The 22,980-nt window shown below is 69.4% G+C and carries 21 protein-coding genes; 10 read left to right on the top strand and 11 right to left on the bottom strand.

Annotated features, from left to right (window positions below; all coding sequences use genetic code 11):
• Positions 1–329: 329 nt before the first annotated feature.
• Both ABGB01_RS29210 and ABGB01_RS29205 read right to left on the bottom strand, forming a co-directional pair.
• Positions 330–2,768, bottom strand: a complete 2,439-nt coding sequence (locus ABGB01_RS29210) for a glycoside hydrolase family 95 protein (RefSeq protein WP_347776741.1) — start codon at positions 2,766–2,768, stop codon at positions 330–332.
• Between the two features lie 111 nt (positions 2,769–2,879).
• Positions 2,880–4,631 carry an RICIN domain-containing protein gene (locus ABGB01_RS29205; protein WP_347776740.1) on the bottom strand — a complete coding sequence of 584 codons (1,752 nt, stop codon included), beginning with the start codon at positions 4,629–4,631 and terminating at the stop codon, positions 2,880–2,882.
• A gap of 744 nt (positions 4,632–5,375) precedes the next feature.
• Between ABGB01_RS29205 and ABGB01_RS29200 the strand changes: the two genes are divergently transcribed.
• On the top strand, positions 5,376–7,010 hold the full coding sequence (locus ABGB01_RS29200) for a ricin-type beta-trefoil lectin domain protein (protein ID WP_347776739.1): 1,635 nt from the start codon (positions 5,376–5,378) through the stop codon (positions 7,008–7,010).
• Between the two features lie 174 nt (positions 7,011–7,184).
• Here ABGB01_RS29200 and ABGB01_RS29195 read toward each other — a convergent pair whose 3' ends face one another.
• The 3 genes from ABGB01_RS29195 to ABGB01_RS29185 all read right to left on the bottom strand — a co-directional run bounded on the left by ABGB01_RS29195 (position 7,185) and on the right by ABGB01_RS29185 (position 10,287).
• A complete protein-coding gene (locus ABGB01_RS29195; protein ID WP_347776738.1) occupies positions 7,185–8,009 on the bottom strand; it encodes a carbohydrate ABC transporter permease in 825 nt (274 codons plus the stop codon).
• Positions 8,006–8,860, bottom strand: coding sequence for a sugar ABC transporter permease (locus tag ABGB01_RS29190; protein ID WP_347776737.1), 855 nt, complete (start codon positions 8,858–8,860; stop codon positions 8,006–8,008). Before ABGB01_RS29190 ends, ABGB01_RS29195 begins: the two co-directional genes overlap by 4 nt.
• Positions 8,861–8,925: 65 nt before the next feature.
• Complete coding sequence (locus tag ABGB01_RS29185; RefSeq protein WP_347776736.1) at positions 8,926–10,287, bottom strand: hypothetical protein; 1,362 nt, start codon at positions 10,285–10,287, stop codon at positions 8,926–8,928.
• A gap of 146 nt (positions 10,288–10,433) precedes the next feature.
• Here ABGB01_RS29185 and ABGB01_RS29180 point away from each other — a divergent pair, with 146 nt between their 5' ends.
• A complete protein-coding gene (locus tag ABGB01_RS29180; protein ID WP_347776735.1) occupies positions 10,434–11,507 on the top strand; it encodes a LacI family DNA-binding transcriptional regulator in 1,074 nt (357 codons plus the stop codon).
• Positions 11,508–11,594: 87 nt separating this feature from the next.
• Here ABGB01_RS29180 and ABGB01_RS29175 read toward each other — a convergent pair whose 3' ends face one another.
• Positions 11,595–12,485: a PhzF family phenazine biosynthesis protein gene (locus ABGB01_RS29175; RefSeq protein WP_347776734.1), complete on the bottom strand. Its 891-nt coding sequence runs from the start codon at positions 12,483–12,485 to the stop codon at positions 11,595–11,597.
• Between the two features lie 93 nt (positions 12,486–12,578).
• On the opposite strand from ABGB01_RS29175, the gene ABGB01_RS29170 reads away from it, so the two are divergent.
• The 6 genes from ABGB01_RS29170 (at position 12,579) to ABGB01_RS29145 (ending at position 17,495) form a co-directional block, all read left to right on the top strand.
• Complete coding sequence (locus ABGB01_RS29170) at positions 12,579–13,040, top strand: Lrp/AsnC family transcriptional regulator (protein ID WP_347776733.1); 462 nt, start codon at positions 12,579–12,581, stop codon at positions 13,038–13,040.
• Positions 13,041–13,142: 102 nt separating this feature from the next.
• Positions 13,143–13,673, top strand: a complete 531-nt coding sequence (locus ABGB01_RS29165) for a hypothetical protein (RefSeq protein ID WP_347776732.1) — start codon at positions 13,143–13,145, stop codon at positions 13,671–13,673.
• Positions 13,673–14,611 carry a DUF4097 family beta strand repeat-containing protein gene (locus ABGB01_RS29160; protein WP_347776730.1) on the top strand — a complete coding sequence of 313 codons (939 nt, stop codon included), beginning with the start codon at positions 13,673–13,675 and terminating at the stop codon, positions 14,609–14,611. The genes ABGB01_RS29165 and ABGB01_RS29160 overlap by 1 nt, the downstream gene beginning before the upstream one ends.
• A gap of 18 nt (positions 14,612–14,629) precedes the next feature.
• Positions 14,630–15,595 (top strand): ATP-binding cassette domain-containing protein, encoded by a 966-nt coding sequence (locus ABGB01_RS29155; protein ID WP_347776729.1) that lies wholly within the window; start codon positions 14,630–14,632, stop codon positions 15,593–15,595.
• Entirely contained in the window at positions 15,592–16,395 is an 804-nt protein-coding gene (locus tag ABGB01_RS29150) for an ABC transporter permease (RefSeq protein ID WP_347776728.1), read from the top strand. Before ABGB01_RS29155 ends, ABGB01_RS29150 begins: the two co-directional genes overlap by 4 nt.
• A 179-nt stretch (positions 16,396–16,574) precedes the next feature.
• A complete protein-coding gene (locus ABGB01_RS29145) occupies positions 16,575–17,495 on the top strand; it encodes a hypothetical protein (protein ID WP_347776727.1) in 921 nt (306 codons plus the stop codon).
• Positions 17,496–17,704: 209 nt separating this feature from the next.
• Here ABGB01_RS29145 and ABGB01_RS29140 read toward each other — a convergent pair whose 3' ends face one another.
• The 4 genes from ABGB01_RS29140 to ABGB01_RS29125 all read right to left on the bottom strand — a co-directional run bounded on the left by ABGB01_RS29140 (position 17,705) and on the right by ABGB01_RS29125 (position 20,820).
• Positions 17,705–17,920, bottom strand: a complete 216-nt coding sequence (locus ABGB01_RS29140) for a hypothetical protein (protein ID WP_347776726.1) — start codon at positions 17,918–17,920, stop codon at positions 17,705–17,707.
• 8 nt (positions 17,921–17,928) lie between these two features.
• Entirely contained in the window at positions 17,929–18,879 is a 951-nt protein-coding gene (locus tag ABGB01_RS29135) for a hypothetical protein (RefSeq protein ID WP_347776725.1), read from the bottom strand.
• A gap of 22 nt (positions 18,880–18,901) precedes the next feature.
• Positions 18,902–20,131, bottom strand: a complete 1,230-nt coding sequence (locus tag ABGB01_RS29130; protein ID WP_347776724.1) for a transposase — start codon at positions 20,129–20,131, stop codon at positions 18,902–18,904.
• Between the two features lie 479 nt (positions 20,132–20,610).
• The gene (locus ABGB01_RS29125; protein ID WP_347776723.1) at positions 20,611–20,820 is read right to left on the bottom strand and encodes a DUF4287 domain-containing protein; all 210 of its coding nucleotides are present in this window, start codon (positions 20,818–20,820) and stop codon (positions 20,611–20,613) included.
• Between the two features lie 107 nt (positions 20,821–20,927).
• Between ABGB01_RS29125 and ABGB01_RS29120 the strand changes: the two genes are divergently transcribed.
• Both ABGB01_RS29120 and ABGB01_RS29115 read left to right on the top strand, forming a co-directional pair.
• Positions 20,928–21,575 (top strand): winged helix-turn-helix transcriptional regulator, encoded by a 648-nt coding sequence (locus ABGB01_RS29120; RefSeq protein ID WP_347776722.1) that lies wholly within the window; start codon positions 20,928–20,930, stop codon positions 21,573–21,575.
• Between the two features lie 369 nt (positions 21,576–21,944).
• Positions 21,945–22,247 (top strand): hypothetical protein, encoded by a 303-nt coding sequence (locus tag ABGB01_RS29115; protein ID WP_347776721.1) that lies wholly within the window; start codon positions 21,945–21,947, stop codon positions 22,245–22,247.
• A gap of 37 nt (positions 22,248–22,284) precedes the next feature.
• On the opposite strand, the gene ABGB01_RS29110 is transcribed toward ABGB01_RS29115, so the two are convergent.
• The gene (locus ABGB01_RS29110; protein ID WP_347776720.1) at positions 22,285–22,887 is read right to left on the bottom strand and encodes a transglutaminase domain-containing protein; all 603 of its coding nucleotides are present in this window, start codon (positions 22,885–22,887) and stop codon (positions 22,285–22,287) included.
• Between the last annotated feature and the right edge of the window lie 93 nt (positions 22,888–22,980).

Here is a 22,980-nt window from a genome sequence, read left to right as displayed (position 1 = left end):
CGCAGATCAATCTCCGCCACCGAGCCGAACCACCGCGAGAGCCCTTCCGCGGTGGTCAGCGCGGTCCACACCCGCTCGATGGGGTGCCGCAGCACCACCACACGTTCGATCGCGTCCGCAACCATGCCACCCTCCTTCGCAACCTGCAGGTTGCCATTGATGGCAACCTACCGGTTGCGATAGCACCCCGCAAGAGCCGGCACGGAGGGCGGCTTACGCGGCCCGGCTCGCACAGACGCTCGGACATGGCCCTGGACCTCCGGCCACTGTGACGCACCTGCTCGAGATCGGCCGCCGCCGGATCGGCGTGCTGGGTGCCCCGGCAGCCCTCAGCCGGTCGGCGCGCCGGACGTCGTGATGCGGTAGGTGCGGCCGGCTCGCCCGGTCAGGGCGACGACGTCAGGCTCGGGCCCTGTGACGCTGACGCTGCCGCCGGTCGTGGTGTCGATCACCTGGTAGGCCCCGGTGAACATGCGGCTGCGTACGTTGACCGTCGCGTTGCGGTCGAAGGAGATGAGGATCTCGGTGGCCGCGCCGGAGCTCCAGGTCGTGTCCACGGTGTAGCCGCCGCGCCCTCGCAGACCTCGCACCTTCCCGTCAGGCCAGGCCGCCGGCAGTGCCGGCAGCACGTGCAGTTCGCCGTTGTGGCTCTGCAGCAGCATCTCGGCGATGCCGGACGTGGCGCCGAAGTTGCCGTCGATCTGGAAGGGGGGATGCAGGTCGAACATGTTCGGCGCGAGCCGGTCCGACCTCACCAGCAGGCGAAGCAGCGCATGCGCACGGCCGCCTTCCTCCATCCGCGCCCAGTAGTTGATCTTCCAGGCGAGTGACCAGCCGGTCCCGTCGTCGCCGCGCAGTCCGAGGGTCCGCCGGGCGGCGGCGTACAGCGCCGGGGTGCCGCGTTTGGTTATCTGGTTGCTGGGATGCAGGCCGTAGAGGTGGGAGATGTGCCGGTGCGTGGGCTCGGTCTCGACCCAGTCGTACAGCCACTCCTGGATGTTGCCGCGCGAGCCGGTCTTCATCGGCGGGAGCCGGTCGCGGGCGGCCAGGACCCGCGCCCGGAAGTCGGCGTCGACGCCGAGCGCCTGGCCGGCCTTGGCGCAGCCGTCGAACAGGTCCCGCAGGATCTGGTTGTCCATCGTGGGGCCGGCGCACACGCTGGCGTCCGTGTGGTGGGCCAGTTCGGGCGAGTTCGACGGGTTGGTGACCAGATATCCCAGGCTCGGCTCCTCCACGAGGGTCTCGAGGAAGAACTGCGCGGCACCTTTCATCGCCGGGTAGTACCGCCGGAGGAACTCCAGGTCGCCGGTGAAGCTGTAGTGGTCCCAGACGAGCGTGGCCAGCCACGCGCCGCCGGTCTGCCACATGCCCCAGAACGCGCCGTCGACGACCGACGTCGCCCGCCAGGCGTCGGTGTTGTGGTGGGCCACCCAGCCGCCGGCGTTGTACTGTACGCGGGCCGTGCGGGCGCCGCTGACCGCGAGCTCGTTGATCATCTCGAACACCGGCTCGTAACATTCCGGCAGGTTCGTGGTGTCGGCCGGCCAGTAGTTCATCGGCAGGTTGGCGTTGATGGTGTATTTGGAGTCCCACGCCGGCGTCAGCGAATCATTCCAGATGCCCTGCAGGTTGGCCGGCTGGGTGCCCGGCCGCGAGGAGGAGATCAACAGGTATCGGCCGAACTGGAACAGCAGCGCCGAGAACTGCGGGTCGTCGCTGTTCGCGTGCTGCGCGATCCGCACGTCGGTCGGCTGGTCGGCCGCCGCGGTGCGGCCGAGGTCGAGCGTCGTACGCCCGAACAGCCGCTGGAAGTCGGCGACGTGCCGGCTGCGCAGGTCGTCGTACGTTCTGCCGGTGGCGGCGTCGAGATGGCGCCGGGCGATGCCCTGGTAGTCACCGCCGACATCGCGGAAGTCGAGGTAGCTGGAGCCGATGGAGATCAGCACCGTCACGCTGTCGGCGTTCCTTACCCGCAGCGTTCCGCCGGAGCTGCTGACGCTGCCGCTTTCGGTGACGGCCCGGGCCAGGGCCAGGAATCTGACGGAACCTGTTACTCCTTCCATATCGCCCGAGATGCCGTCAAGTGCCACGGTCGCCCTGTCCGGGCTGGAGCGCGTCGTCCGTTGAGGGCTCCCGAACGTCGCGGAGAACGTGATCGAGCCGGGTCTGTCAGCGGTCAGACGCATGGCGATCACCTGGTCCGGCGCGCTCGCCAGCACCTCGCGCCGGTACCGTACGCCGTTGCGCAGATAGGACACGGCCGTGGTGGCCGTGGTGAGATCCAGATAGCGGTTGTACTCCGCGACCCCGGCGGCATCGCCGAAGCTGAGCCGCAGATCGCCGACGAGCTGGTAGGCCAGCTGGCCGGCCGGGGTGCCCCGCATGTTCTGGTCGATCATCGTCTGGGCCTGGCTCCACTGGTTCTGGAAGACCAGGTGCCGGATCCGCCCCAGCGCCGCCGCACCCCTGGGATTGCTCTGGTCGTAAGGCCCGCCCGCCCAGACCGTGTCCTCGTTGAGCTGCAGCCGCTCGGCATCGACGTTGCCGAACACCATGGCGCCCAGGCGGCCGTTGCCGATCGGAAGTGCTCTCAGCCAGTCCGTGCCGGCGCTCTCGTCGTACCACAGGGCCAGATCGTTCGCGGCGGCCACCTCCGGAGGGGGCGCCGAGGCGGCCCTGGCGGCGGCCGTCCACGGCGACGGCAACATCGCAGCTCCGGCTCCGGCCGCGCCGAACCTCAGCACCTGCCTTCGCGAAAGATCAGACATCTCGCCTCCCGTTCCCTAGGGTTGCGGCCGGCTCAGCCATTCGGCGCGAGCCCTCCGGGCCGCCCTCGGCTGGGTGGTCTGTGCGCACCACCGGGGGGCGGCAGGGTCTGTTCAACCGATCTGCACGAGCTGCCATTGCTGGTTGGTGCCGCCCCAGTCGTCGTACTGGACGACGTCGGCTCCGTCGGCGGTGGAGGCGTTCTGGACTTCGAGGGCCTTGCCGCTGTTGCGGTTGATGAGGCGGATGTGGCCGCCGGCGGAGTCGGCGAGTCTCCACTGCTGGTTGGCGCCGTTGTGGTCGGCCCACTGGACGATGGGGGCGCCGTTGGCGGTCGACCAGTTGTGCACGTCCAGGACCTTGCCGGAGTGGCGGGACCTGAGCCGGTAGTGGCCGCCGCCGGAGTCGGCGAACTGCCACTGCTGCTGGTTGCCGTCGTTACGGGCCCATTGCGTGATCCGGCCGCCGTCGGCGGTGGACAGGTTGTACACGTCCAGCGCCTTGCCGCTGTTGCGGTTCACCAGCACGTACCATGCGCTGGTGTCGACCCCGCCGGGAGCGCTGGACACACCGGTCACGAACGTCGTCACGCTCCGAGCGGGGAGCGTGACGGTGAAGGAGCCGTTCGACACGCTGGTCGTGCCCTGGGGCGCGACGTTCCTGCTCGCGTCGGTCAGCCAGGACGAGACGCTGGACGCGGTGCTGTTCGCCAGGCTGAACTGCTGGCTCACCGCAGAGGTCCCCTTGTTGACGGCGACGACGACGACCGTGGAGTCGCCGCCCAGGTACGCCGATACGTAGACGTTCGACGCCGGGTTCGCCGTCGCCTCGATCCGCACGTATCCGGGGCGGACAAACCTGGCGAAGTGCGCCATGTTGGCGCCGCGCTTGCTGATCTGACCGTCCTCCCGCATGGGACCGTAACTGCGCCGGACGTACCACCAGATGTAGGCCTGGAACTCGGCGTCCACCATGGCTCGATGGATGTGCTCCCCCACGTCGAGCGCCTGGGGCCAGAGGTCCGCCGAGTCGCTGCTGTTGGGGTGGTAGACCTCGGTCATCCAGAGTTCCTTGCCCGCGCCCCTCTGCTGGAAGAGGGGATAGGGGAAGTTCGCGTACGGTGTGCCGTAGAGGTGGGCTCCGATGATGTCCACGTTGGCGAGCGCCGCGGAGTCGTTGAGGATCGGGTCCGACATGTTCTTCAGGTACTGGAAGGACTCGGGCGCGATGACCCTGGTGCTGATGGAGCCGGCGTTCTCGCGTAAGAACCGGACCATTTCTGTGGGGGTCCACCACGTCCACTCGTGCGCGTAGTCGGGCTCGTTCTGCACGGATATGCCGTACAGGTTCACCCCGTTGTTCCGCATGTGGGCGGTGAAGTCGTTCAGGTGCTGGGCATAGGCGCCGTACATGTCGTACCTGAGGCGTCTCGCGTCGGTCTGACTGCCGCGGACGAAGGTCTCGACCATGCGGGCGGGGGGATTCCAGGGCGACGCGATGACGCTCGCCCCGAGCTCGACCGCGCGCCTCGCCGTCGCCAGGTCACGGCTCCAGTCCGCCTGGTTCTCGGGTACGGGGATCCTCAGCACGGAGAACCCCAGCCGGCCCTCGCCTGTGCCGAACGCCGTGTCGCGCTGGGCGGCGGTCAGGTCGCCGATCCAGGCGGCATGGGCCATGCCGCCGAAGCCCCGGATCGTCTGCCGCCGTGCCGACGGATCGATGACCACCGTGGCGGCGGCCGCCGAGGCGGTCGCGCCCGGGGTCATGGCCGCGAGGACCGGCAGGGCCCCCATCGTGGCCAGCGCGCTTCTCCGGCTCAGCCAGGTTCGTTCCCCGCTCACGGGCTCGTTCCGGCCATGCGTCATGTCTCCTCCTCTGGCTGTCGGCGCTGGCCCGTGCCTCCGGGTCCCACCGGCTCCCGGTGGCCACGGGCGACAGCGGCCACCGGGAGCGGTGCTCCCAGCCGGAATGGTTCCGCGCCGGTCTTCTGGACGGGAGGTGCTGTGAACGATGTCTCGGCCGGCCCTCAGCACGCGAACAACAGGTCCGGCACCGGGCCGGGGGGGACCTTTCCCCGGTGTCGTTGTTCGCGCTAACACTTCCAGCAGGAAGGTAAAGGCCTCTGACGCGGCTCGTCAACCACTCGCCGGAAGAAACGTAACTAAGATCAAATCCGCTCTCCCCCCGCCCACGCGGCGCAAGCAGGGCCGGCACGCCCGGTATGAGCGCGATCCGGGCAGCAATTTAACGTCGGACCTGTCGCAAGTTAACTGCTTCCACCGTGTTTGTTCTGTGAAACTTTCACCCGCGCGGGGCCGCGGCAGGGTCATCCATGGAGGCGTAACTCCAGGCGAGAAGGCGTTGGCGACAACAACGCCCAGGCCGGCAGACCGCCCCTCGTTGACGCAGGGTCGGGCCGTCGGATGTACTCCGCGACAACGCACTCACCGGAGCAGGCCCATGCATCCACAAAATGTTAGCGCTAACCAACCGGCTCGGCGCCGTGCGGACAGTCGACATGCACGGCTGGACCCAGCTCACCGGCAGCACATCCGCCTCCTGGACCGGAACGCCCCGAGCACGCATTTCCGACCCGTTGAGGAGAGACGATGAGCAGTAAACGACTCGCCTTCACCGTCACGGTGCTGCTGGCCCTGACGACGGGCACCGCGGCGGCCGGCCCGGCCCTTCCGGCGCAGGCGCTGGACAACGGCGTGGGCCGTACCCCGCCGATGGGCTGGAACACCTGGAACACCTTCGGCTGCAACATCAACGAAACGCTGATCAAGCAGACGGCCGACGCGCTCGTCGGCTCCGGCATGCGCGACCTGGGATACCAGTACGTCGTGGTCGACGACTGCTGGTTCGATCCCAACCGCGATTCGGCCGGGAACCTCCAGGCCAACCTGTCGCGGTTCCCGAGCGGCATGAAGGCGCTCGGCGACTACCTGCACGCCAGAGGCCTGAAGTTCGGCCTCTACCAGGCGCCGCTGGACCGGACCTGCGCCCAGTACTTCGGCGCCTATCCGGGCGCGACCGGCAGCCTCGGGCACGAGGTCCAGGACGCCCGGCAGTTCGCCGCCTGGGGCGTCGACTACCTCAAGTACGACTGGTGCTCGCCCACCGGCACCATCGACGACCAGGTGCGCACCTTCGCCAAGATGCGGGACGCGCTGGCGGCGACGGGCCGGCCGATCCTCTACAGCATCAACTCCAACAGCATTCACGAGAAGACCGGTCCACAGCGGAACTGGGGCGACGTCGCCAACATCTGGCGCACGACCGAGGACATCACCAACGCCTGGAACACGGGCCAGACCAACGGCTACCCGATGGGCATCCAGAACATCGTCGATGTCAACGTCCCTCTCGCGGGCAACGCCCGGCCGGGGCAGTTCAACGACCCCGACATGATGGTCGTCGGCCGGGGCGGCATGAACGACACCGAGATGCGCAGCCACTTCGCCCTCTGGGCCGTCATGGCCGCCCCTCTGATCGCCGGGAACGACGTCCGGAACATGGACAACGCGACCGCGACGATCATGAAGAACCAGAATCTGATCGCCATCAACCAGGATCCGCTCGGCCTCCAGGCCACCCAGGTCGGCAACGACGGAACCCGCCGCGTCCTGGCCAAGCGGCTGAGCAACGGCGACGTCGCGGTCGCGCTGTTCAACCAGGGCGGCAGCACCACCACGATCAGCACCACCGCGTCCGCCATCGGCCTGACCGGTGGCGCGTTCACACTCCGGGATGCCTGGACGAACGCCGTCACCACGACGACCGGAAGCATCTCGGCGAGCGTCCCGTCCCACGGCACCGTCGTGTTCCGGGTCAGCGGCGGCACCTCCTCGCCGCCCACCACCCGGATCCAGGGTGTCGGCTCGGGGAGGTGTCTCGACGTGTCCGGCGCCTCCCAGGCCAACGGCGCCCACGTGGTGATCTGGGACTGCCACCAGCAGAACAACCAGCAGTGGACCTCCACCACCGCTGGTGAGCTGCGCGTCTACGGCGACAAGTGCCTGGACGTCAACAACGCTGCCACCGCCGACGGCACCAGCGTCATCATCTGGGACTGTAACGGTCAGAGCAACCAGCAATGGCGCTTCAACCCCGACGGAAGCATCACCGCCGTCGGGGCGGGCAAATGCCTGGACGCGACAGGCAACGCCACGGCCAACGGCACCAGGCTCCAGATCTGGACCTGCACCGGCGCGCCCAACCAGCGCTGGACCCGCGCGTGAAGGGGTCCTTCCGTTCAGGGTGAGTTGGAGCGTCGGCGCGAGGGTGCCGCCGAAGTTGGCCCGCGCCCGCGTGGCCGCCGCCTGCCGGATCTCCACGCCCGGCTCGCGCCACCGCGCCTGCCCGTCCTTCTCGGAGCATGAACGACCTCTGCTTTCACTCGTGCTGTTGTCCCGTCAGCCCTTCAAGGAGCCCTGCAGCAGGGCCTTGACGAAGTGGCGCTGGAAGATGAGGAAGACCAGCAGCGTGGGGGTCAGGATCAGCAGCGATCCGGCGCACAGCAGCGGGATGTCGGTGCCCCACTGGCCCTGGAAGGCACCCAGCGCGCCGGACATCGTGCGCTGGGCGGGGTCGTCGACGAGGACGATGGCCAGCAGGAACTGGTTCCAGGTCCACAGGAACAGCAGGATGCCCAGGGACGAGATCGCCGGCATGGCCAGGGGGACGTGGATACGCCGGAACAGCTGCCACACGCTGGCGCCGTCCATCCGGGCGCTCTCGGACAGCTCGCCGGGCATGTTGACGAAATGGGCGCGCATCCAGAAGACGCTGAACGGCATGAACAGGCCGATGAGCGGCAGGATGATCGCCCAGCGCGTGTTGAGCAGCCCCATGTCGCGGATCTGGTAGTACAGCGGCGTGATGATGCCCTCGAAGGGAAGGGTCAGGCCGAGCACGAACAGCAGGAAGACCACGCGAGCGCCGATCACGCGGAGATGGCCGACCGCGAAGCCGGCCATCGTGCCCAGCAGGATCGAGATCGGCACCACGCCGAGCACGATGAGGAGGCTCGACTTCAGCAGCTCGCCCATGTTCGCGGCCTCGAAGGCGCGCAGGAAGTTGCCCCACTGCGGATCGCTCGGCCAGGCCAGCCCTGGCGGGTAGGTGCCCGCGGGGTGCAGGGCGGTGACGAACAGGCTGAGGAACGGCAGCAGGGTGATCGCCATCATGAGGACGAGCAGCAGCCTGCCGGTCCAGGCCTCCCGCCAGGCGGTGATCATCGATTGCCGTCCTTCGCGAACCATTGGATGGGCAGGGCGCAGGCGATCACGAGGAGCATGAGCACCATGGCCAGGGCCGAGGCCGTGCCGACCTCGCGGTCGGAGAAGGCCAGATAGTAGATCTGCAGGCCGGGCACCATGGTGGTGTTGCCGGGGCCGCCCTGGGTGGCGATGTAGATGATGTCGAAGCTGGCCAGGGCGGCGATCACGGTCACGGTGACGCAGACGGCGATCTCCTGGCGGAGGCTGGGGACCGTGATGGCAACGAACTCGCGCCACGGGCCTGCGCCGTCGAGGCGGGCGGCCTCGTACAGTGCCGGATCGATCTTGCTCATGCCGGCGAGGAGCAGCAGCGTGCAGAGGCCGAGCAGCACCCACGCGCCGATCATGCCGACCGCCGGCAGGGCGGTGGCGAAGTCGCCCAGCCAGGCCCGGGTCACCCCGCCGAGGCCGATGAGCGAGAGCAGCTGGTTGATCACTCCGGTGGAGGCCAGCAGCCAGCTCCACGCGATGCCGGCCGCGACCAGCGGGATGACCTGGGGCAGGAACAGCACGGTACGCGCGACGAGGGCCAGCCGGCTCTGGGCGATGCGCCGGATGGTCGCGGCGATGGCCAGGCCCAGCACGACCGGGATGGCGCTGAAGAACACGATCAGCTGGAAGGCGTTGACCAGGGAGTCGAACAGGTCGGGGTCGGTGAAGACCCTGCCGTAGTTGGCCGCCCCCACCCAGGTGGACGGTCCGATGCCGTCCCATTCGTACAGCGAGTACTGGAACGTCAGGGCGATCGGGCGCAGGACGAACACCGCGTAGAAGGCGAGCGCCGGGAGGACGAACAGCCACCCGGTCAAGCCGCGCGTACCTCGCAGCTTGGCCGCGGCCTGCCGCCGGTGCGCGGACCGGGCCATCACCGCGATCAGTTCCCTTCGAGCTGGCCTGCGTAGTCGGCCTGGACCGATGTCAGCAACCCCTGCGGCGTCTGCTGCCCGGCCACCAGCTTCTGCAGGTTCGGCGTCCAGCTCTTGGCGTAGATGGCGCCGGTGGCGTTGGCGATGAAATCCATGGCGCCGTTGTCCTTGGCGATGTCCGCCCCGGCGGCCAGCGTGCTCGCGGTGACCTTGTCCTTCGCCACGGTCGGCATGTAAGCGTCGGCCGGTCCCATCGGACGTGATCCGCCGACCTCGACGCCGATCTCGCGGGCCCGCTGGTCGGTGGCCACCCAGTTGAGGAAGAAGGCGGCGCAGTCGGCGTTCTTGGCGTTCGCGGCGATACCGAAGGTGAGGGGCGCCGACATGGTGGCGAGTTCGCCGCCCTTCTGTGCGGGTGGCATCAGGGAGAAGCCGGCGTTGCCCGCCATCTGCTTGTCGAGGTTGCCCGACTCCCAGTCGCCGTTGAACATGAACAGGCCCTGCCCGTCGATGAAGCGGCTCATCATGGTGGCGTAGTCGACCGCGTTGACGTCCTTCTGGAAGTAACCGGCCTTGATCCACCGCTCCAGGTGCTGGGCGGCCCGCAGGTTCGGCGGGGTGTCGATGGTGGCGCCCGGCTTCTGGAAGATCCAGTCGTTGATCGGGGCGGCCGGGCCGTAGGAGGCCATGAGGTTCTGCAGCGGGAACGCCAGGCCTCCGGTGGCGCCGCCGTTGAACTGGACGATGGGCGTGATGCCCGCCTTCTTGGCCTTGTCCAGCACCTGGTCGAGCTCCGCCAGGGTGGCGGGCGGCGCGGACATCCCGACCTGGGCGGCGAGCTTCTTGTTGTAGAAGAGGCCGGTCATGCTCATGTTGAGGCCCAGGGCGTACAGGGAGCCCTCCCCGCGCGGGCGGCCGCCCTGGCCCAGGCGCAGCTGTTCGAGCTGCGAGGCCGGCCACTTGTCCCAGCCGAAGGCCTGCGCGTAGCCGTCGAGGTTCTTCAGCAGGTTGTCCTTGACCAGCTCGGAGACCTGGGGCAGGCGCATGAGATCGGGCGGGTTGTCCGCCAGCACGCGGGGCGCGTTCTGCGTGATGACCGCGAACTGGTCCTCGCGGATGTTCCATGTGACGTTCGGGTGCTGCTTGGTGAACTCCGTGGTCAGCGCCTTGGGCAGCGGAAAGCCGGTCTCGAAGTAGCCGCTCATCGTGATCGGCGCCGTGCCGCAGGTGGGCGCCGTGGACACCGGTGAGGCGCCGGTGGCCTGCGCCTGCGGGCTGTTGCTGCCGGGGGCCGAGCAGGCGGCGGCCAGCGTTCCCATGGCGATCATGAGCGCGGCGCCGGACGTGCCGGGGCGGACTCGACGAGCCATGTGCATCTCCTCTGCTGCTTGGGACGATCGGCACCCGGCTGACGTCCCGAGTTCGTTGCTAAATCGGGTTAGCGCCCGTAGTCTCACCACGTGCGTCGTACGATGTCAACCCCCCGCAACCCACTCTTGACGGTCGGAGGTCCTGGGTGAGCCCACGACGGGTCACGCTGGCCGATGTGGCCAAGGCCGCCGGTGTCTCCCGCACGACCGCCTCGCTCGTGTTGTCGGGCCGTGGCCGTGAGCTGCGGATCTCTCAGGACGTCGAGCAGCGGGTGCTGCGAGCCGCCGAGAGGTTGCAGTACCGGCCGAACATCGTCTCCGTGGGCCTGCGTACGGGCACCAGCCGCACGATCGGCTTCGTCTCCGATACCGTCGCCACCTCGCGGCTTGCCGGCGACATGATCAAGGGAGCGCTGGAAGCGGCCCGCGACCGCGGCTTCATGCTGTTCATCGGGGAGACCGAGGGCGACGCCGAGCTCGAACGCCTCCTGCTCCAGGCCATGCAGGACCGCCAGGTCGACGGCCTCATCCTGGCCTCCATGTTCACCAGGACCATCAAGGTGCCCAAGGCGATCACGGCGGTGCCCGCCGTCCTGCTCAACGCGCTGCCCGAGCAGCCCACTCCCCTGCCCGCCGTCCTCCCCGACGAGGTCGAGGCCGGCCGCACCGCGGCCCGCGCCCTGCTCGACGCGGGCCACCGCGAGGGCATCTACCTGATCGGCGCCGGTCCCGGCCTGCGTGACGTCCCCCGGGAGAGCGTCGCGGCGGTGGAACGGCTCATCGGCATCCGTGAGGCGCTCGGCGCGGCGGGGGTCGAGGTGGCGGGCGCTCGCACCTGCCCTGACTGGCAGCCGGAGCACGGTTTCGCCGCGACCCGCGACCTGCTGGGCGCCATCCGGCCGCGGGCGCTGATCTGCTTCAACGACCGGATCGCCATGGGCGCCTACCAGGCACTCGACGATGCCGGGCTGGCGGTGCCCGGCGACGTGTCCGTCGTCTCCTTCGACGACCACCCCATCGCCTCATGGATCCGGCCCAAGCTGACCAGCGTGGCGCTCCCCCACGACGAGCTCGGCCGCAGGGCCGTCGACGTGCTGTTCACGGAGATCGGCCGCGACCACGCGGGCCCTGACCGGGTCGGCGAGGTGCATCGGGTGCCGATGCACCTGCGCAGCCGCGAGTCCATCACGCCACCACCCGGAGTGGAGTCCGCCGGCTGACGACTCCGGACCGAGCCGCCGTCCTGGCGGACGCCGAAGCGGCACCGGGGCGCGGGTCAGGGGTGCGGCGCGCGGGCGCACGCCGTTTCACGCGAGCCGGAGCTCCCCGCGGCCGGTGACGATCCCGGACCCGGAGATCCGCACCCGGTCGCCGTCGACCTCGAGCTGGATCCGGCTGGGCCGCCCGAGCCGGTGGCCCTGCTCGATGACGACCAGACCGCCATCGACCCGTTGTGTACGCGTGAGCAGGGCGGCGAGCGGACCCGCGGCCGTGCCGGTGGCCGGATCCTCGACGATGCCCACGGTGGGATTGAAGAACCGGCTGTAGGCGTCCGCTTCGGGCTCCCCGGGTGCGGTGGTGTAGACGTAGCAGCCTTCGGCGCCCACCTCGGCCAGGATCGCGGCCAGGACCCTGCTGTCGGCGGCGGTGCGGTCGACAGCAGGGCGGTCGGCCAGCGGGACGAGCAAGTGAGCCACTCCCGTGGAGACGACCTGCGCCTGCCCATCGGCGGGCAGGTCCTCAGGTTCCAGTCCGAGCGCGGAGAGGAGGCGCCGTGCGTCCTCGACCACGGGCCCGAACACGGGCGCCGACTGCTCCATCACGATGCGGACGTCGCGCCCGGGCCGGCGGACCACCTCCACCGGCAGCACGTCCCCGCCTATTTCCTGCATCAGCGTCCGTGACGGTTCGTCGCCGGTCAGCCCCTGGTCGGCGAGCCACAGCCAGGCGCCGAGCGCGTTGTGGCCGGCGCCGTCGACCTCGGCGCCGATCGGGGTGAACGACCGCAGCCGCCACGCGGCGCCCGGCCGGGCGGGCCGCAGCAGGAAGGTGGTCTCGGACTGGTTGAACTCGCGGGCGATGTCGCGCATCTGGTTCACCGTCAGGTGGTCCGCGTCAGGCACCAGCGCCAGCGGGTTACCGGTCAGCGGGCGCTGAGCGAAGACGTCGATGAAGAAGAACGGTGTCGTAGTCGTCATGAGGACAACGCTAGAAAGCCCGGATCGCGGTTCACACACCGAATCGTTCGACCACTGGGCATATCGGCGCAGAATATGCGGAATGCTGCACCAATGACGAACACACCAGACGTCAGGCCACTGGATGACGTGGACCGTGCCCTGATCGCCGCCGTCCAGACCGACGGACGCGCGACCCTGGCCAGGCTCGCCGAGATCATCCAGCTCAGCGTCTCCGCCACGCGGATCCGGCTGCGCGCATTGGAGGAGCAGGGAGTCATCGCGGGCTACCGGGCCCGCGTCGAGCCCGAAGCCCTGGGCTACACCCTGCGCGCGATCGTCCGGATGAAGGTCCACGGTTCCCTGTACGACAAGGTCAAGGCCATCCTGGCCGACCGGCCGCAGATCGTGCGCTGCCTGCGCGTCACGGGAGAGTCCTGCTACGTGATGGAGATCGTCGCCACCGGCATGGGCGACCTCGAGCAGATCACCTCCGAACTCGCCCGTGTCGGCTCCATCACCACCGACGTGGTCTACGAGATGGTCGTCGACCGCCCCATCCCCCTGCTCACCTGACCCCGGCGCCGGTCGCGCCCGCTCGTACACTTACGCCTCCATGACGCCAGAGTAGCCCCTGAAGCTATTGCCATGACGTCACAACGGTGCCACTATGACGCCATGGACCTTGCGCCGTATGTCGATCACCTCCGCCGCGAGCTCGCGATCGCCGCAGGGGCGGGCGGCGAGGAAGCCCGTGCGCTGGCGGAACGTCTCGCCGCGACGCTCGAGTCGGCCGCCCGGCTCGCGCTGCTGGAGGCCCTGTCAGCCGCCGCGGACGAGATCACCCAGGACCTCACACCAGGCTCTGTCGAAGTGCGCCTGCGCGGGCGCGACCCCGCTTTCGTCGTGACGCCACCGCCGGACGCGCGTTCGTTCGCGGAGGAAGGCGAGCCCGGGCAGGCCGGCAGGCCGCCCGCCCCGTTGCCGCCTCCCGACGCGGACGACGGCGGCACGTCCCGGATCTCGCTCCGGGTCCCCGAGCACCTCAAGCCGCGCATCGAGGAGGCGGCCACCCGTGACGGGCTGTCGGTCAACGCCTGGCTCGTCCGGGCCGTTTCCGCCGCACTCGATCCCGGTGACGCCGGTCGCCGCTCCGGCCGGCGCCCGGCACAGCGGAGCGGCAACCGCTACAGCGGCTGGGTGCGCTGATGACCATGCCGACCCACGACAAGGGGACCGCCGTGCCGACCTTCGACACCCCCGAACCCATCACCGCCGTCATCGACCTGCCGGCCGCCACCATCCGGATCACCGCGAGCGACCGCACCGACACGGTCGTCGACGTCCGCCCGAGTGACCGGCTCAACGACGCCGACGTGCGAGCCGCCGAGCACATCGAGGCCGACTACACCGGCGGCAGGCTTCTCGTGCGGACCGGAAAGGAGCATGCCGGCTCGACCTCCGCCTGGGGCCTTTCGCTCGACGAGCTCGTCGAGTCGCCCGCGAGCTGGGCACGTTCGCTGCTGCACGGCCCTGGCTCGGTCGACGTGACGATCGACCTGCCGGCCGGCTCCCGCCTGGATGCCAGGACGGCGGCGGCCGTCCTGTGCCGGGGATCGCTCGGCGAGGTGACGATCAGCACCTCCCATGGAGACATCCGGGTCGAGCAGGCCGGCCGGCTACGGCTGAAGAGCACCTACGGCGACGTCTCGGTCACCCGCGCGACCGGGCACGCCGAGGTCACCACGACCCACGGTGGCATCCACATCGGCGAGATCGACGGCACCGCCGCGGTCAAGACCTCCCACGGCGACGTCCGCCTCCGCGAGGTGACCGGCGACCTGCGGCTGAACAGCGCCCACGGCGACATGACCGTGGACCGCGCCCTGGCCGGCGTCACTGTCAAGACCGCGTACGCCGGCGTGGAGATCGGCGAGGTGGTGTCCGGCTCGATCACCATGGAGACCACCGGCGGCGGCCTGGATCTCGGCATCCGCGACGGCACCGCCGCCTGGCTGGACGTGAGCTCCACGTACGGCACCGTGGACGTCTCCCTCGACCCCGGCGACGCCCCCGCCGAGACGGACCAGGTCGTCGAGGTGCGGGCCCACACCACCCACGGCGACATCGTCATCCACCGTTCCTGACCAGCCGAGGAGATTCTCATGCCTGACGCGATCGTGGCCGAGGGACTGATCAAGAAGTACGGCGACGTGGCCGCCCTCGACGGGATGGACCTGGCCGTTCCCGAGGGAACGGTGTTCGGGCTGCTCGGCCCGAACGGCGCCGGCAAGACCACCACGGTGCGCATCCTCACCACGCTGCTCAAGCCGGACGCGGGGCACGCCACGGTGGCCGGGTTCGACGTCGTCCGCGACGCGCGCCGGCTGCGCGCCCGCATCGGCGTCTCCGGCCAGAACGCCGCCGTCGACGACCACCTCACCGGCGCCGAGAACCTGGAAATGGTCGGCCGCCTCTACCACCTGGGCACCAGGCGCAGCCGGCAGCGCGCCCGCGAGCTGCTGGAGCGCTTCGACCTGGCCGACGCGGCCGAGCGCCCCGTGCAGGGCTACTCCGGCGGCATGCGACGCCGCCTCGACCTGGCCGGGGCTCTGGTCGCCAACCCGCCCGTGCTGTTCCTCGACGAGCCCACCACCGGCCTCGACCCGCGGGCCAGGATCGGCCTGTGGGACGTCATCGCCGAGCTCGTCGCCGCGGGCACGACGGTGCTGCTCACCACCCAGTACCTGGAGGAGGCCGACCGGCTCGCCGACCGCATCGCCGTGGTCGACCACGGGCGCGTGATCGCGCTCGGCACCGCCGACGAGCTGAAGGACCAGGTCGGCGGCGACCGGATCCAGCTGTCGCTGACGAACGCGGCGAACCTGGAGACCGCCGCCAGAACGCTGGCGCCGCTGGCCCTCGGGGACATGCAGATCGATGCCGCGGCCCTGCGGGTGACGATCCCGGTGGCCGGCGGCGCGGCCGCACTGACCCGGGCGCTCGGCCACCTGGCCGACGAGCGGATCACCGTACGCGATGCCGGCCTGCGCCGGCCGACCCTGGACGACGTGTTCCTGAGCCTCACGGGACACCAGTCCGACGAGAAGACCGAGGAGAGCCTCCGATGAACGCCCTGCAGCTGGCCGCCGCCGACGGCATGACGATCGCCAGGCGCAACGCCCTGAAGATCCGCAGAGCTCCCGACCTGCTGGGCGGCGTGGTCATCCTCCCGATCGTGTTCGTGCTGCTGTTCACCTACGTCTTCGGCAGCATGATCAGCCTGCCCGGCATGTCGTACGCGGAATACCTGCTCCCCGGGATCTTCGTCATGACGATCACGACGAGCGCGCAGATCACCGGCTACACGCTGACGCAGGACCTGCAGAAGGGTATCTTCGACCGGTTCAGGACGCTGCCGATGTCGCCCTCGGCGGTGCTCACCGGCCAGACCGTCAGCGATGTCATCATGAACCTGACCAGCATCGTCACCATGACGCTGGTCGGGCTGCTCGCCGGGTGGCGCATCCACAGCTCGCCGTTGGAGGCCGCCCTCGGGTTCCTGATGTTGCTGCTGTTCGCGTACGCCTTCTCCTGGGTGACGGCCACGGTCGCGCTGGCCCTGCGCACGCCCGAGGTCTTCAACAACGTCGCCACCATCGTGTCGCTCCCGCTGGTCTTCCTGTCCAACGCCTTCGTCGACAGCGCGCGACTGCCCGGACCGCTGAAGCCGATCGCCGAGTGGAACCCGGTCTCCACGCTCGTCCAGGCCGCACGCGAGCTGTTCGGGAACACCAGCCCGGCCATCCCCGCGCCCAGTGCCTGGCCGCTGCAGCACGCGGTGCCTGTGTCGCTGCTGTGGTCGGTCCTGCTGCTGGTCGTGTTCGTGCCGCTGGCGACGCGGCTGTACAACAGGGCCGTCAGCCGATGAACCACGACGTCGTCGGCAGGCGCGGGTCAGAGGGTGTTTTCCATCCCATAGTGATCTGGCTGGTGCGCCTGGGATGTCAGCGTGAGTAGTAATGCCGGCGAAGCGGAGCCTTGGTCTCAGCACCTGTGTCCACACCCCTCGCTTCCGCTGGGTTCGGCGCCTATGGCACAGTCCTGAGCGTGCCCCTGGACGAGTTGCCGCACTGGTTGCCGGCTTGGTGTCTTGCCCATCTGGGCGGCGCACCCGCCGACGTGTTGTTCCGGTCACAACAGGTCTCGATGGTGTTCGGTCTGCGGTTGGCCGGTGGCCGGGACGTGGTGGTCAAGGCGCGTGCCGACGACGGCCGGGCGGCGTCGTGTGTCGCGGCGCAGACTCGGCTGGCCGAGCGCGGGTTTCCCTGTGCCCGGCCGCTGACGCCGGTGGTCGGTGTCGGTGCGCTGGCCGTGCACGCTGAGGAATGCCGGCCCGGCGGCGAAGTGCTGCACGGGGACTCGCCGGACATTGCCCTGCGTTGCGCGGAGGTGTTCGCTCGGCTGATGGCCGAACTCGCCGGCGTGATCGTCGCGCCGCCGTTGCCGAATCCGCCCTGGGTGCGCTGGGACGAGACCAGTTCTGGGACGTGGCCGGCGATCGGCTTCCTCGACGGCCTGGATCAGAGTGTCGTGTCCGAGCACATTGTCGAGGCGGCTGAGCGGGCCCGGGGGCGGCTGCTGGCCGCCGGTTTGCCGTGCGTGCTCGGCCACGCCGATTTCGAGGCGCAGAACTTGCGGTGGCAGGGTCGGCGGCTGTGGGCGGTGCACGACTGGGACAGCCTGGCGTGGCAGCCGGAGGCGGCGCTGGTGGGAGCGGCGAGCGGGTCGTTCGCCAGTGCCGGGCCTCCGACGCTGGCGCCGATCGAAAGCTCCGAGGCGTTCCTGGTGGCCTATCAGGACTTTCGGGAGCGCGTGTTCACGCCTATGGAGCTGGAGATCGCATGGGCGGCCAGCGTGTGGATGACTGCGTACAATGCCCGGGAGATGGCCCTGTGCGGTGGCTCCCCGGCGGGCGGCGATGCGCTGCGGGCACAGGCAGCCGAACGTCTTCGCCGAGCGAATGCCTAGCCCCACCCACTGAGGTCTCGGGCTGTGATCTGACGCTGGTGGCGCCAAAAGCGTCTTTCACGCGAGAGATCAAGTCCGGGGCGACCGGATCTCAGCCCGAGGTCATTCTCGGCGATTCGTTCCTTCCCGAAGAGTCAGCTTCTCGGCCGTGAACGTAAACGCCCGGGGTTCCACGCCAGATCACGCTGAACCGCGGGGCCGACTCGCCGTTAGCTGCGGTAGCGGCGGGCGGCGGTGTCAGGGCTGACATCCAGAACTACGGCGATCTCGTCCCAGGTGGCTCCAGCCGCTCGGTCGGCGGTGACGGCCGCGGCCAGGACGGCGCGGGCCTGGGCGAGCAGGGGCAGCGCGGCGTTGGTGTAACCGGCGATACCCGGCGACCGTCGGCGGGCAGGGCGCGTGGGCCGTGACGCCAAGGCGGCCACGCCTGAGGTCATTCGAGGGCTGCGGCACTCTCCGGCGGCGTGGCGTCCTCCCTCCGGACGGCCCGCAGGACGGAGGCCATGAAGATCAGGCCCACGCCGATGCTCAAGGAGTGCTCGACGATGGCGAGCATCGTGTATTCGGCGGTCACGAAGCCTCCGGGCCGCAGAATCACCATGGGCAGCTTCCACGCGCTCCACGCGAACATCGAGCCGGAAGCCCCGAAGGCCAGCGTCATCGGGATCCACCGCCGAAGCCGGACAGGCCGGCGGCGGGTGATCGTCCAGACGCTCCAGACGCCGAGCAGGACCCACAGTGCGGAGCTCGCGTTCAGCAGCCGCCCGTTGATATCCCCGTGTTCGCCATGAGCCGGATCGAGGCCCAGCGTCCCGCCCAGCGCCCAGGAGGACCACAGCAGGCCCAGCCCGGCCGCCACGGCCATTGCCGCCGTGACCGGCGCCGACGAGCGGGAGGGGCAGGCTGCGACGTGGCCGAGGAAGGCCCCCGGCCATCGTTCCCTCAGGTAGATCGGCAACGCCACGGCCAGCCCAACGGCCATCCCGGTGAAGCCGATGGTGAGGAAGACCGTCTCCCCTCGCGCAGCCGATGCGGAGCCGTCGCCTCCGCCCGGATCGGTCCCGAGTGCGCCGAGGACGCCATTGATCACCGTGTAGGGAAGCATCGGGACCAGGAAGCCGGCACCCACCCAGGAGAAGAAGATCACCGGTGCGGCGGGCAGCCGGCGGCCCCATCGCTGCGCCAGCGCCAGCCCCAGCACGATCCCGGTCACCGCCATCACCACGGTGACGGCGTTCAGCAGCACCCAGCCGGCGGTGCCGTAGGTGTCCGGGCCGTGCCCGAGCAGAGCCGCGGCGATCCAGACGATCCTCACCACCAGGTAGAGCGCCATGGTCAGCTTCTCGGCCGTGAACGACCGAGCTTGCAGCTCCTCGCCGTGCATGGGGTGCACGGTCTGGTCCGCGTCAGGCAGCGTGACTCACTGCCCAGCCCGTCTCACCGCGTGAGGCGATGTTGCGGGCTGCGTTGACGTCGGCATGCTCAGCGAAGCCGCACGACGTGCAGGAGAAGGTTTCCTGATTGGGCCGGTTGCGCCGGTCCACGTGCCCGCAGGCCGAGCACTGCTGGCTGGTGTAGGACGGGTCGACGTGGATGACGGCGACACCGGCCCGGGCCGCCTTGTAGGAGATGAAGCTCCCGAGTTGGTGGAAACTCCACGCATGCAGCGTGACCCGCTGGGGCTTGCGAAGCCGTACCCGCTCGCGGATACCCTGGAGGTCTTCCAGGGCGATCCCGCGCCCGGTGCGTTCTGCCTCGGTCACGATCTGCTTGGCGATCACATGATTGGTGCCGGCCGCGAACCGCGCCTCGGCCCGGCGCCGCTTTTTCAGCAGCCGCTTGGCGGACTTGGTCCGCTTGGCCTGCAGGCGGCGGCGGAGCCGGCGATGACGGTGGCGGACCGCGTTCAGCCCTTTACCGCTGCGCCGGGCGCCGTCGCTGGTGGTGGCGATGTTGGCGATGCCCAGGTCCACGCCCAAGAACCCCTCCGGCGCGGCGGCCGGGACATCGGGGACCTCGATGGTGGCGTGCAGGAACCACATCCCGTCCCGGCACACCAGATCCGACTCACCACGCCGATGGGCGGCCAGCAGGGCCAGGTGCTCCTCTGAGCCGGTGAAGGCCACCCCTTTCAGCCGCCCGCCGATCGTCCAGATCGACACCGTCCGCGCCTCGTGCTGCCAGGACAGGCACCGGTCGTCATACGGCTGAGCCGCCAGCGGCCGGAAGGAGACCGGCTTGGCTACGGCCTTGACCCGGCGCCGGGATCCGGGCCTGCCCAGGTTCCCGGCGGCCAGGTGGGCGTGCAGCGTGCGATAGGCGTCGCACACCTTCTTGATCACATGCTGGGCGGCCTGGGCCGCCAGGGCGAACTCCGCCTTGATCTGATCGTAGGCGTGCCTGCGCAGATCGAAGTTACGGAAACAGCGGCGCTGGAACGCCAATGCCGCGACCAGATTCGCCGCTCGGTTGACGGCGTCCAGGGTGGCTTCCAGCGCCGCCGCCTGCTGCGGCGTCGGCAGGAGCTTCACCTGCACCACCAGTTTCACAATCGAACACACTATCAAGAGGTTCATGTCACAGCGCGGGGAAACCCGAACCCGATATCCGCGCTGCGCAAGGAGTTTGCGGTCCACATCCGCCGCTATCCGTGGGACAGCCGGCTCTGGTCCCCCTCGTATGTCTCCGCGTCCTGCGGCGGGCCACCCCTGCCGATCATCAAGGAGTACATCGAGAACCAGAGGCGGCCAGGCTGAGCCACCCACACAAACCGGCTGTCAGAGCACCGCTCGGGCCTGGAGGCCCTCCCGCGCTGTCGTTTCCTCCCAGGCGTGTGAACGCCCGGGGTTCCACACCAGATCACGCTGAACGCCGCGGCATAGCCCGCGAGCCTGCGCACCGCGCTCCAACGCGCATCCCTGCTCATCCCGGCGGGCAACCCGTCCACCCTTGCGTCACCCGCACCCGAACCTCCAGAAGCCGACCGAACCGCACGCGTCGAATTTCCCGGACCGTCGTTCGGACGGGATCCCCCGACGGTGTGAAACACCGGCGGCCCCTTCCCCCGCACAGGGGAAGAACCGCCATTCGCCCGGCGGCCGTCGCCGGCCTCTGCCTACTTTCCGCCGGCGAGGGTGTGGGTGACGAGGGCGTTGGCGTGACCGTGGCCGAGGCCGTGTTCGGCCTTGAGCCAGGAGACCAGCTCCATGTGCTTGGTGAGGGATGAGGAATCGATGAGATCGATCCATTCCTGGACCGGGCGGCCGTACTTCTTCTCAATCGCGGGAAAGTAGCTGGCGGGGTTGCCTCTGGCGGGCGCGGTCATGACGGGTGTCCTTCGCATTCGTGAACGGGTGGCAGGTATTCGGATGCAGCAAGCTTGTCTTTTACAAGCATGCTTTGTCAATCCAAGTTAGCGGTAGGATCTGCAGCATGACGGCTCGTGAATACGGCCAGTTCTGCGGCCTGGCCCGTGCGCTGGAGATGGTCGGTGAGCGCTGGACCCTGCTGATCGTCCGCAACCTGCTGTCGGGGCCCCAGCGCTACACCGACCTGCGCAAGGGCCTGCCCGCCATCCCGACCAACATCCTGGCGGCCCGCCTCAAACAGCTCGAGGAGGCGGGTCTGGCCGTCCGCCGCGCGTTGCCCCACCCCGAGCGCGCGGTCGTCTACGAGCTCACCGACTACGGGCTCCAACTCCAACCGGCGCTGATCGCGCTCGGCCGCTGGGGGGCCCGGACGATGACCGAGCCCCGCCCCGGCGAGATCGTCACCGCCGAGTCGGTGGCCATGGCCTTTCGCACCACCTACCGGCCGGAAGCAGCCCGGGACTCAATCATCGGCTACGAGGTCCGTATGGGCGGCTTCATCCTCCACCTGCAGATCACCGACGGCGCCCTGACAGTCGGCGTCGGCTCTCATCCCGCCCCGGACCTCGTCGTGGAAAGACTGTCCGATCAGGGGATCCACGCCCTGATGACCGGCGCCAAGACCTCCGGCCAGGCACTGGCCGACGGCAGCGTGCGGGTGGAGGGCGATCCCGAGCTTCTCCACCGGTTCGCCGAGACCTTCCGCTTCTGACCGGCCACCCCGCGGGGACGCCGATGAGGTGGCCGCCGCCGACCCGCCCGCACCCCTGAGCCTGCTTTCGTCGCGGCCGGTGTTCGAGGTATGCCTCCTTCCGCCGCACCGGGCCGGCGGGCGGCTCTCAAGCGGGCCTGCCCGCGGGTCGAGAGCGGGCGATCTTCGTCTTTTGACCGAGTGCGCCCGCATTCTCTGCGACGCCTGCGAAACGTTACCGACGACACCCCCAAAACAGCAGGTCAGACACTGTGCCGCCCGGCCATGCCCAGGCGATGACCTATCTGAGATCTTCGCTCTTGTGCCTGCCGCGTCCCTGCCCCGCTGACACGGACCCCCTACAGCGAACCGAGATAGGAGCACCACCTCGTGCGACACATCACCAGAGCCGCCCTCACCGCCCTCACCCTCACCGCCACCTTCGCCTCGGCGCCTCCGGCCATCGCCGCCGCGCCGGCGGGCAATGCCCCGTCGTGCGTGGCCGTCTGGCAGACCACGGGCACCTTCACCAAGAAGGGATACGCGCGCAACGACTGCGATCGCCGGCTACGGCTGAAGATCAAGTGGGCGCGCGGCACCGACGGCGCCTGCCACACCGTCGACCCGGGACACACCATCTACTCCCAGGTCGCTCGGGGCCCACGCACCTTCGACGGAGCTGACACCTGCTGACCGCCACGCCCCGGTAAAGGCCGCCCACCACGTACGCTCAAGCCGCCCGACGGCCCATGATGAGATCCGCGGGGATGCGCACCGGCAGGCACAAGGTTTGACCGTGCTCGTTGAACAGGTCGTCACGGGAGTCGAAGAAGCCCAGATCGGCCAGGACGTGACCTGAGAGATCGCATGAGGAGCAGGTGCCGCCGTCCCAGTCCACGGCCGTGCGCGCGATCGCGTCGAAGAGCGTCTCTCCACCCGCGTTGGTGAACCGGCCTCCCGCCCGCAGCATGCCGAGATCACCGTAGAGCTCGGAAGCGGTCACCCACCGGCCACCGAGGAGGAACTCCGGCCAGGCCAGCACCACCCGCCGGGGAACCAGCGCGCGCAGCCGAGGGAACCGCGAATGCCAGAAGCGCCCATCGAGCAAGAACCCTCTGACCCGAGTGGCGATCCCGCGGCCGCGCGCCACAGCCTCCAGCAACGCCAACCGCTGGCTGCACGAACCGCGTCTCAGGCCCAGAGTCGCCGAGGCGGGCTGCCTCTCGTTCATGGCGTATACCGGGCGGACGCGGCTCGCGATGAGTCGGTGGGTTGTGATCAGGAATGCTCGCTCCGCTCCGGCATCCCGGGCCTCGGCCACCAATCCCAGCACCCGAGGATGTTTCCAGTCGAGGATGGGCGTGGCCTCCGTGGTGCCCGCCCCCGCTGTCCGCGGGGAGACGGCGGTGGGCCAGCCCCATGATCG

Source organism: Nonomuraea sp. B5E05 (genome assembly GCF_039880665.1).
GTDB lineage: Bacteria > Actinomycetota > Actinomycetes > Streptosporangiales > Streptosporangiaceae > Nonomuraea.
This window is presented reverse-complemented; position numbering and strand designations above follow the sequence as displayed.

Coding starts and splice junctions, on each gene's coding strand:
- ABGB01_RS29210 (WP_347776741.1), bottom strand. CDS start 2,768: ATGTCTGATCTTTCGCGAAGGCAGGTGCTGAGGTTCGGCGCGGCCGGA.
- ABGB01_RS29205 (WP_347776740.1), bottom strand. CDS start 4,631: ATGACGCATGGCCGGAACGAGCCCGTGAGCGGGGAACGAACCTGGCTG.
- ABGB01_RS29200 (WP_347776739.1), top strand. CDS start 5,376: ATGAGCAGTAAACGACTCGCCTTCACCGTCACGGTGCTGCTGGCCCTG.
- ABGB01_RS29195 (WP_347776738.1), bottom strand. CDS start 8,009: ATGATCACCGCCTGGCGGGAGGCCTGGACCGGCAGGCTGCTGCTCGTC.
- ABGB01_RS29185 (WP_347776736.1), bottom strand. CDS start 10,287: ATGGCTCGTCGAGTCCGCCCCGGCACGTCCGGCGCCGCGCTCATGATC.
- ABGB01_RS29175 (WP_347776734.1), bottom strand. CDS start 12,485: ATGACGACTACGACACCGTTCTTCTTCATCGACGTCTTCGCTCAGCGC.
- ABGB01_RS29170 (WP_347776733.1), top strand. CDS start 12,579: ATGACGAACACACCAGACGTCAGGCCACTGGATGACGTGGACCGTGCC.
- ABGB01_RS29165 (WP_347776732.1), top strand. CDS start 13,143: ATGGACCTTGCGCCGTATGTCGATCACCTCCGCCGCGAGCTCGCGATC.
- ABGB01_RS29160 (WP_347776730.1), top strand. CDS start 13,673: ATGACCATGCCGACCCACGACAAGGGGACCGCCGTGCCGACCTTCGAC.
- ABGB01_RS29155 (WP_347776729.1), top strand. CDS start 14,630: ATGCCTGACGCGATCGTGGCCGAGGGACTGATCAAGAAGTACGGCGAC.
- ABGB01_RS29150 (WP_347776728.1), top strand. CDS start 15,592: ATGAACGCCCTGCAGCTGGCCGCCGCCGACGGCATGACGATCGCCAGG.
- ABGB01_RS29135 (WP_347776725.1), bottom strand. CDS start 18,879: ATGCACGGCGAGGAGCTGCAAGCTCGGTCGTTCACGGCCGAGAAGCTG.
- ABGB01_RS29125 (WP_347776723.1), bottom strand. CDS start 20,820: ATGACCGCGCCCGCCAGAGGCAACCCCGCCAGCTACTTTCCCGCGATT.
- ABGB01_RS29120 (WP_347776722.1), top strand. CDS start 20,928: ATGACGGCTCGTGAATACGGCCAGTTCTGCGGCCTGGCCCGTGCGCTG.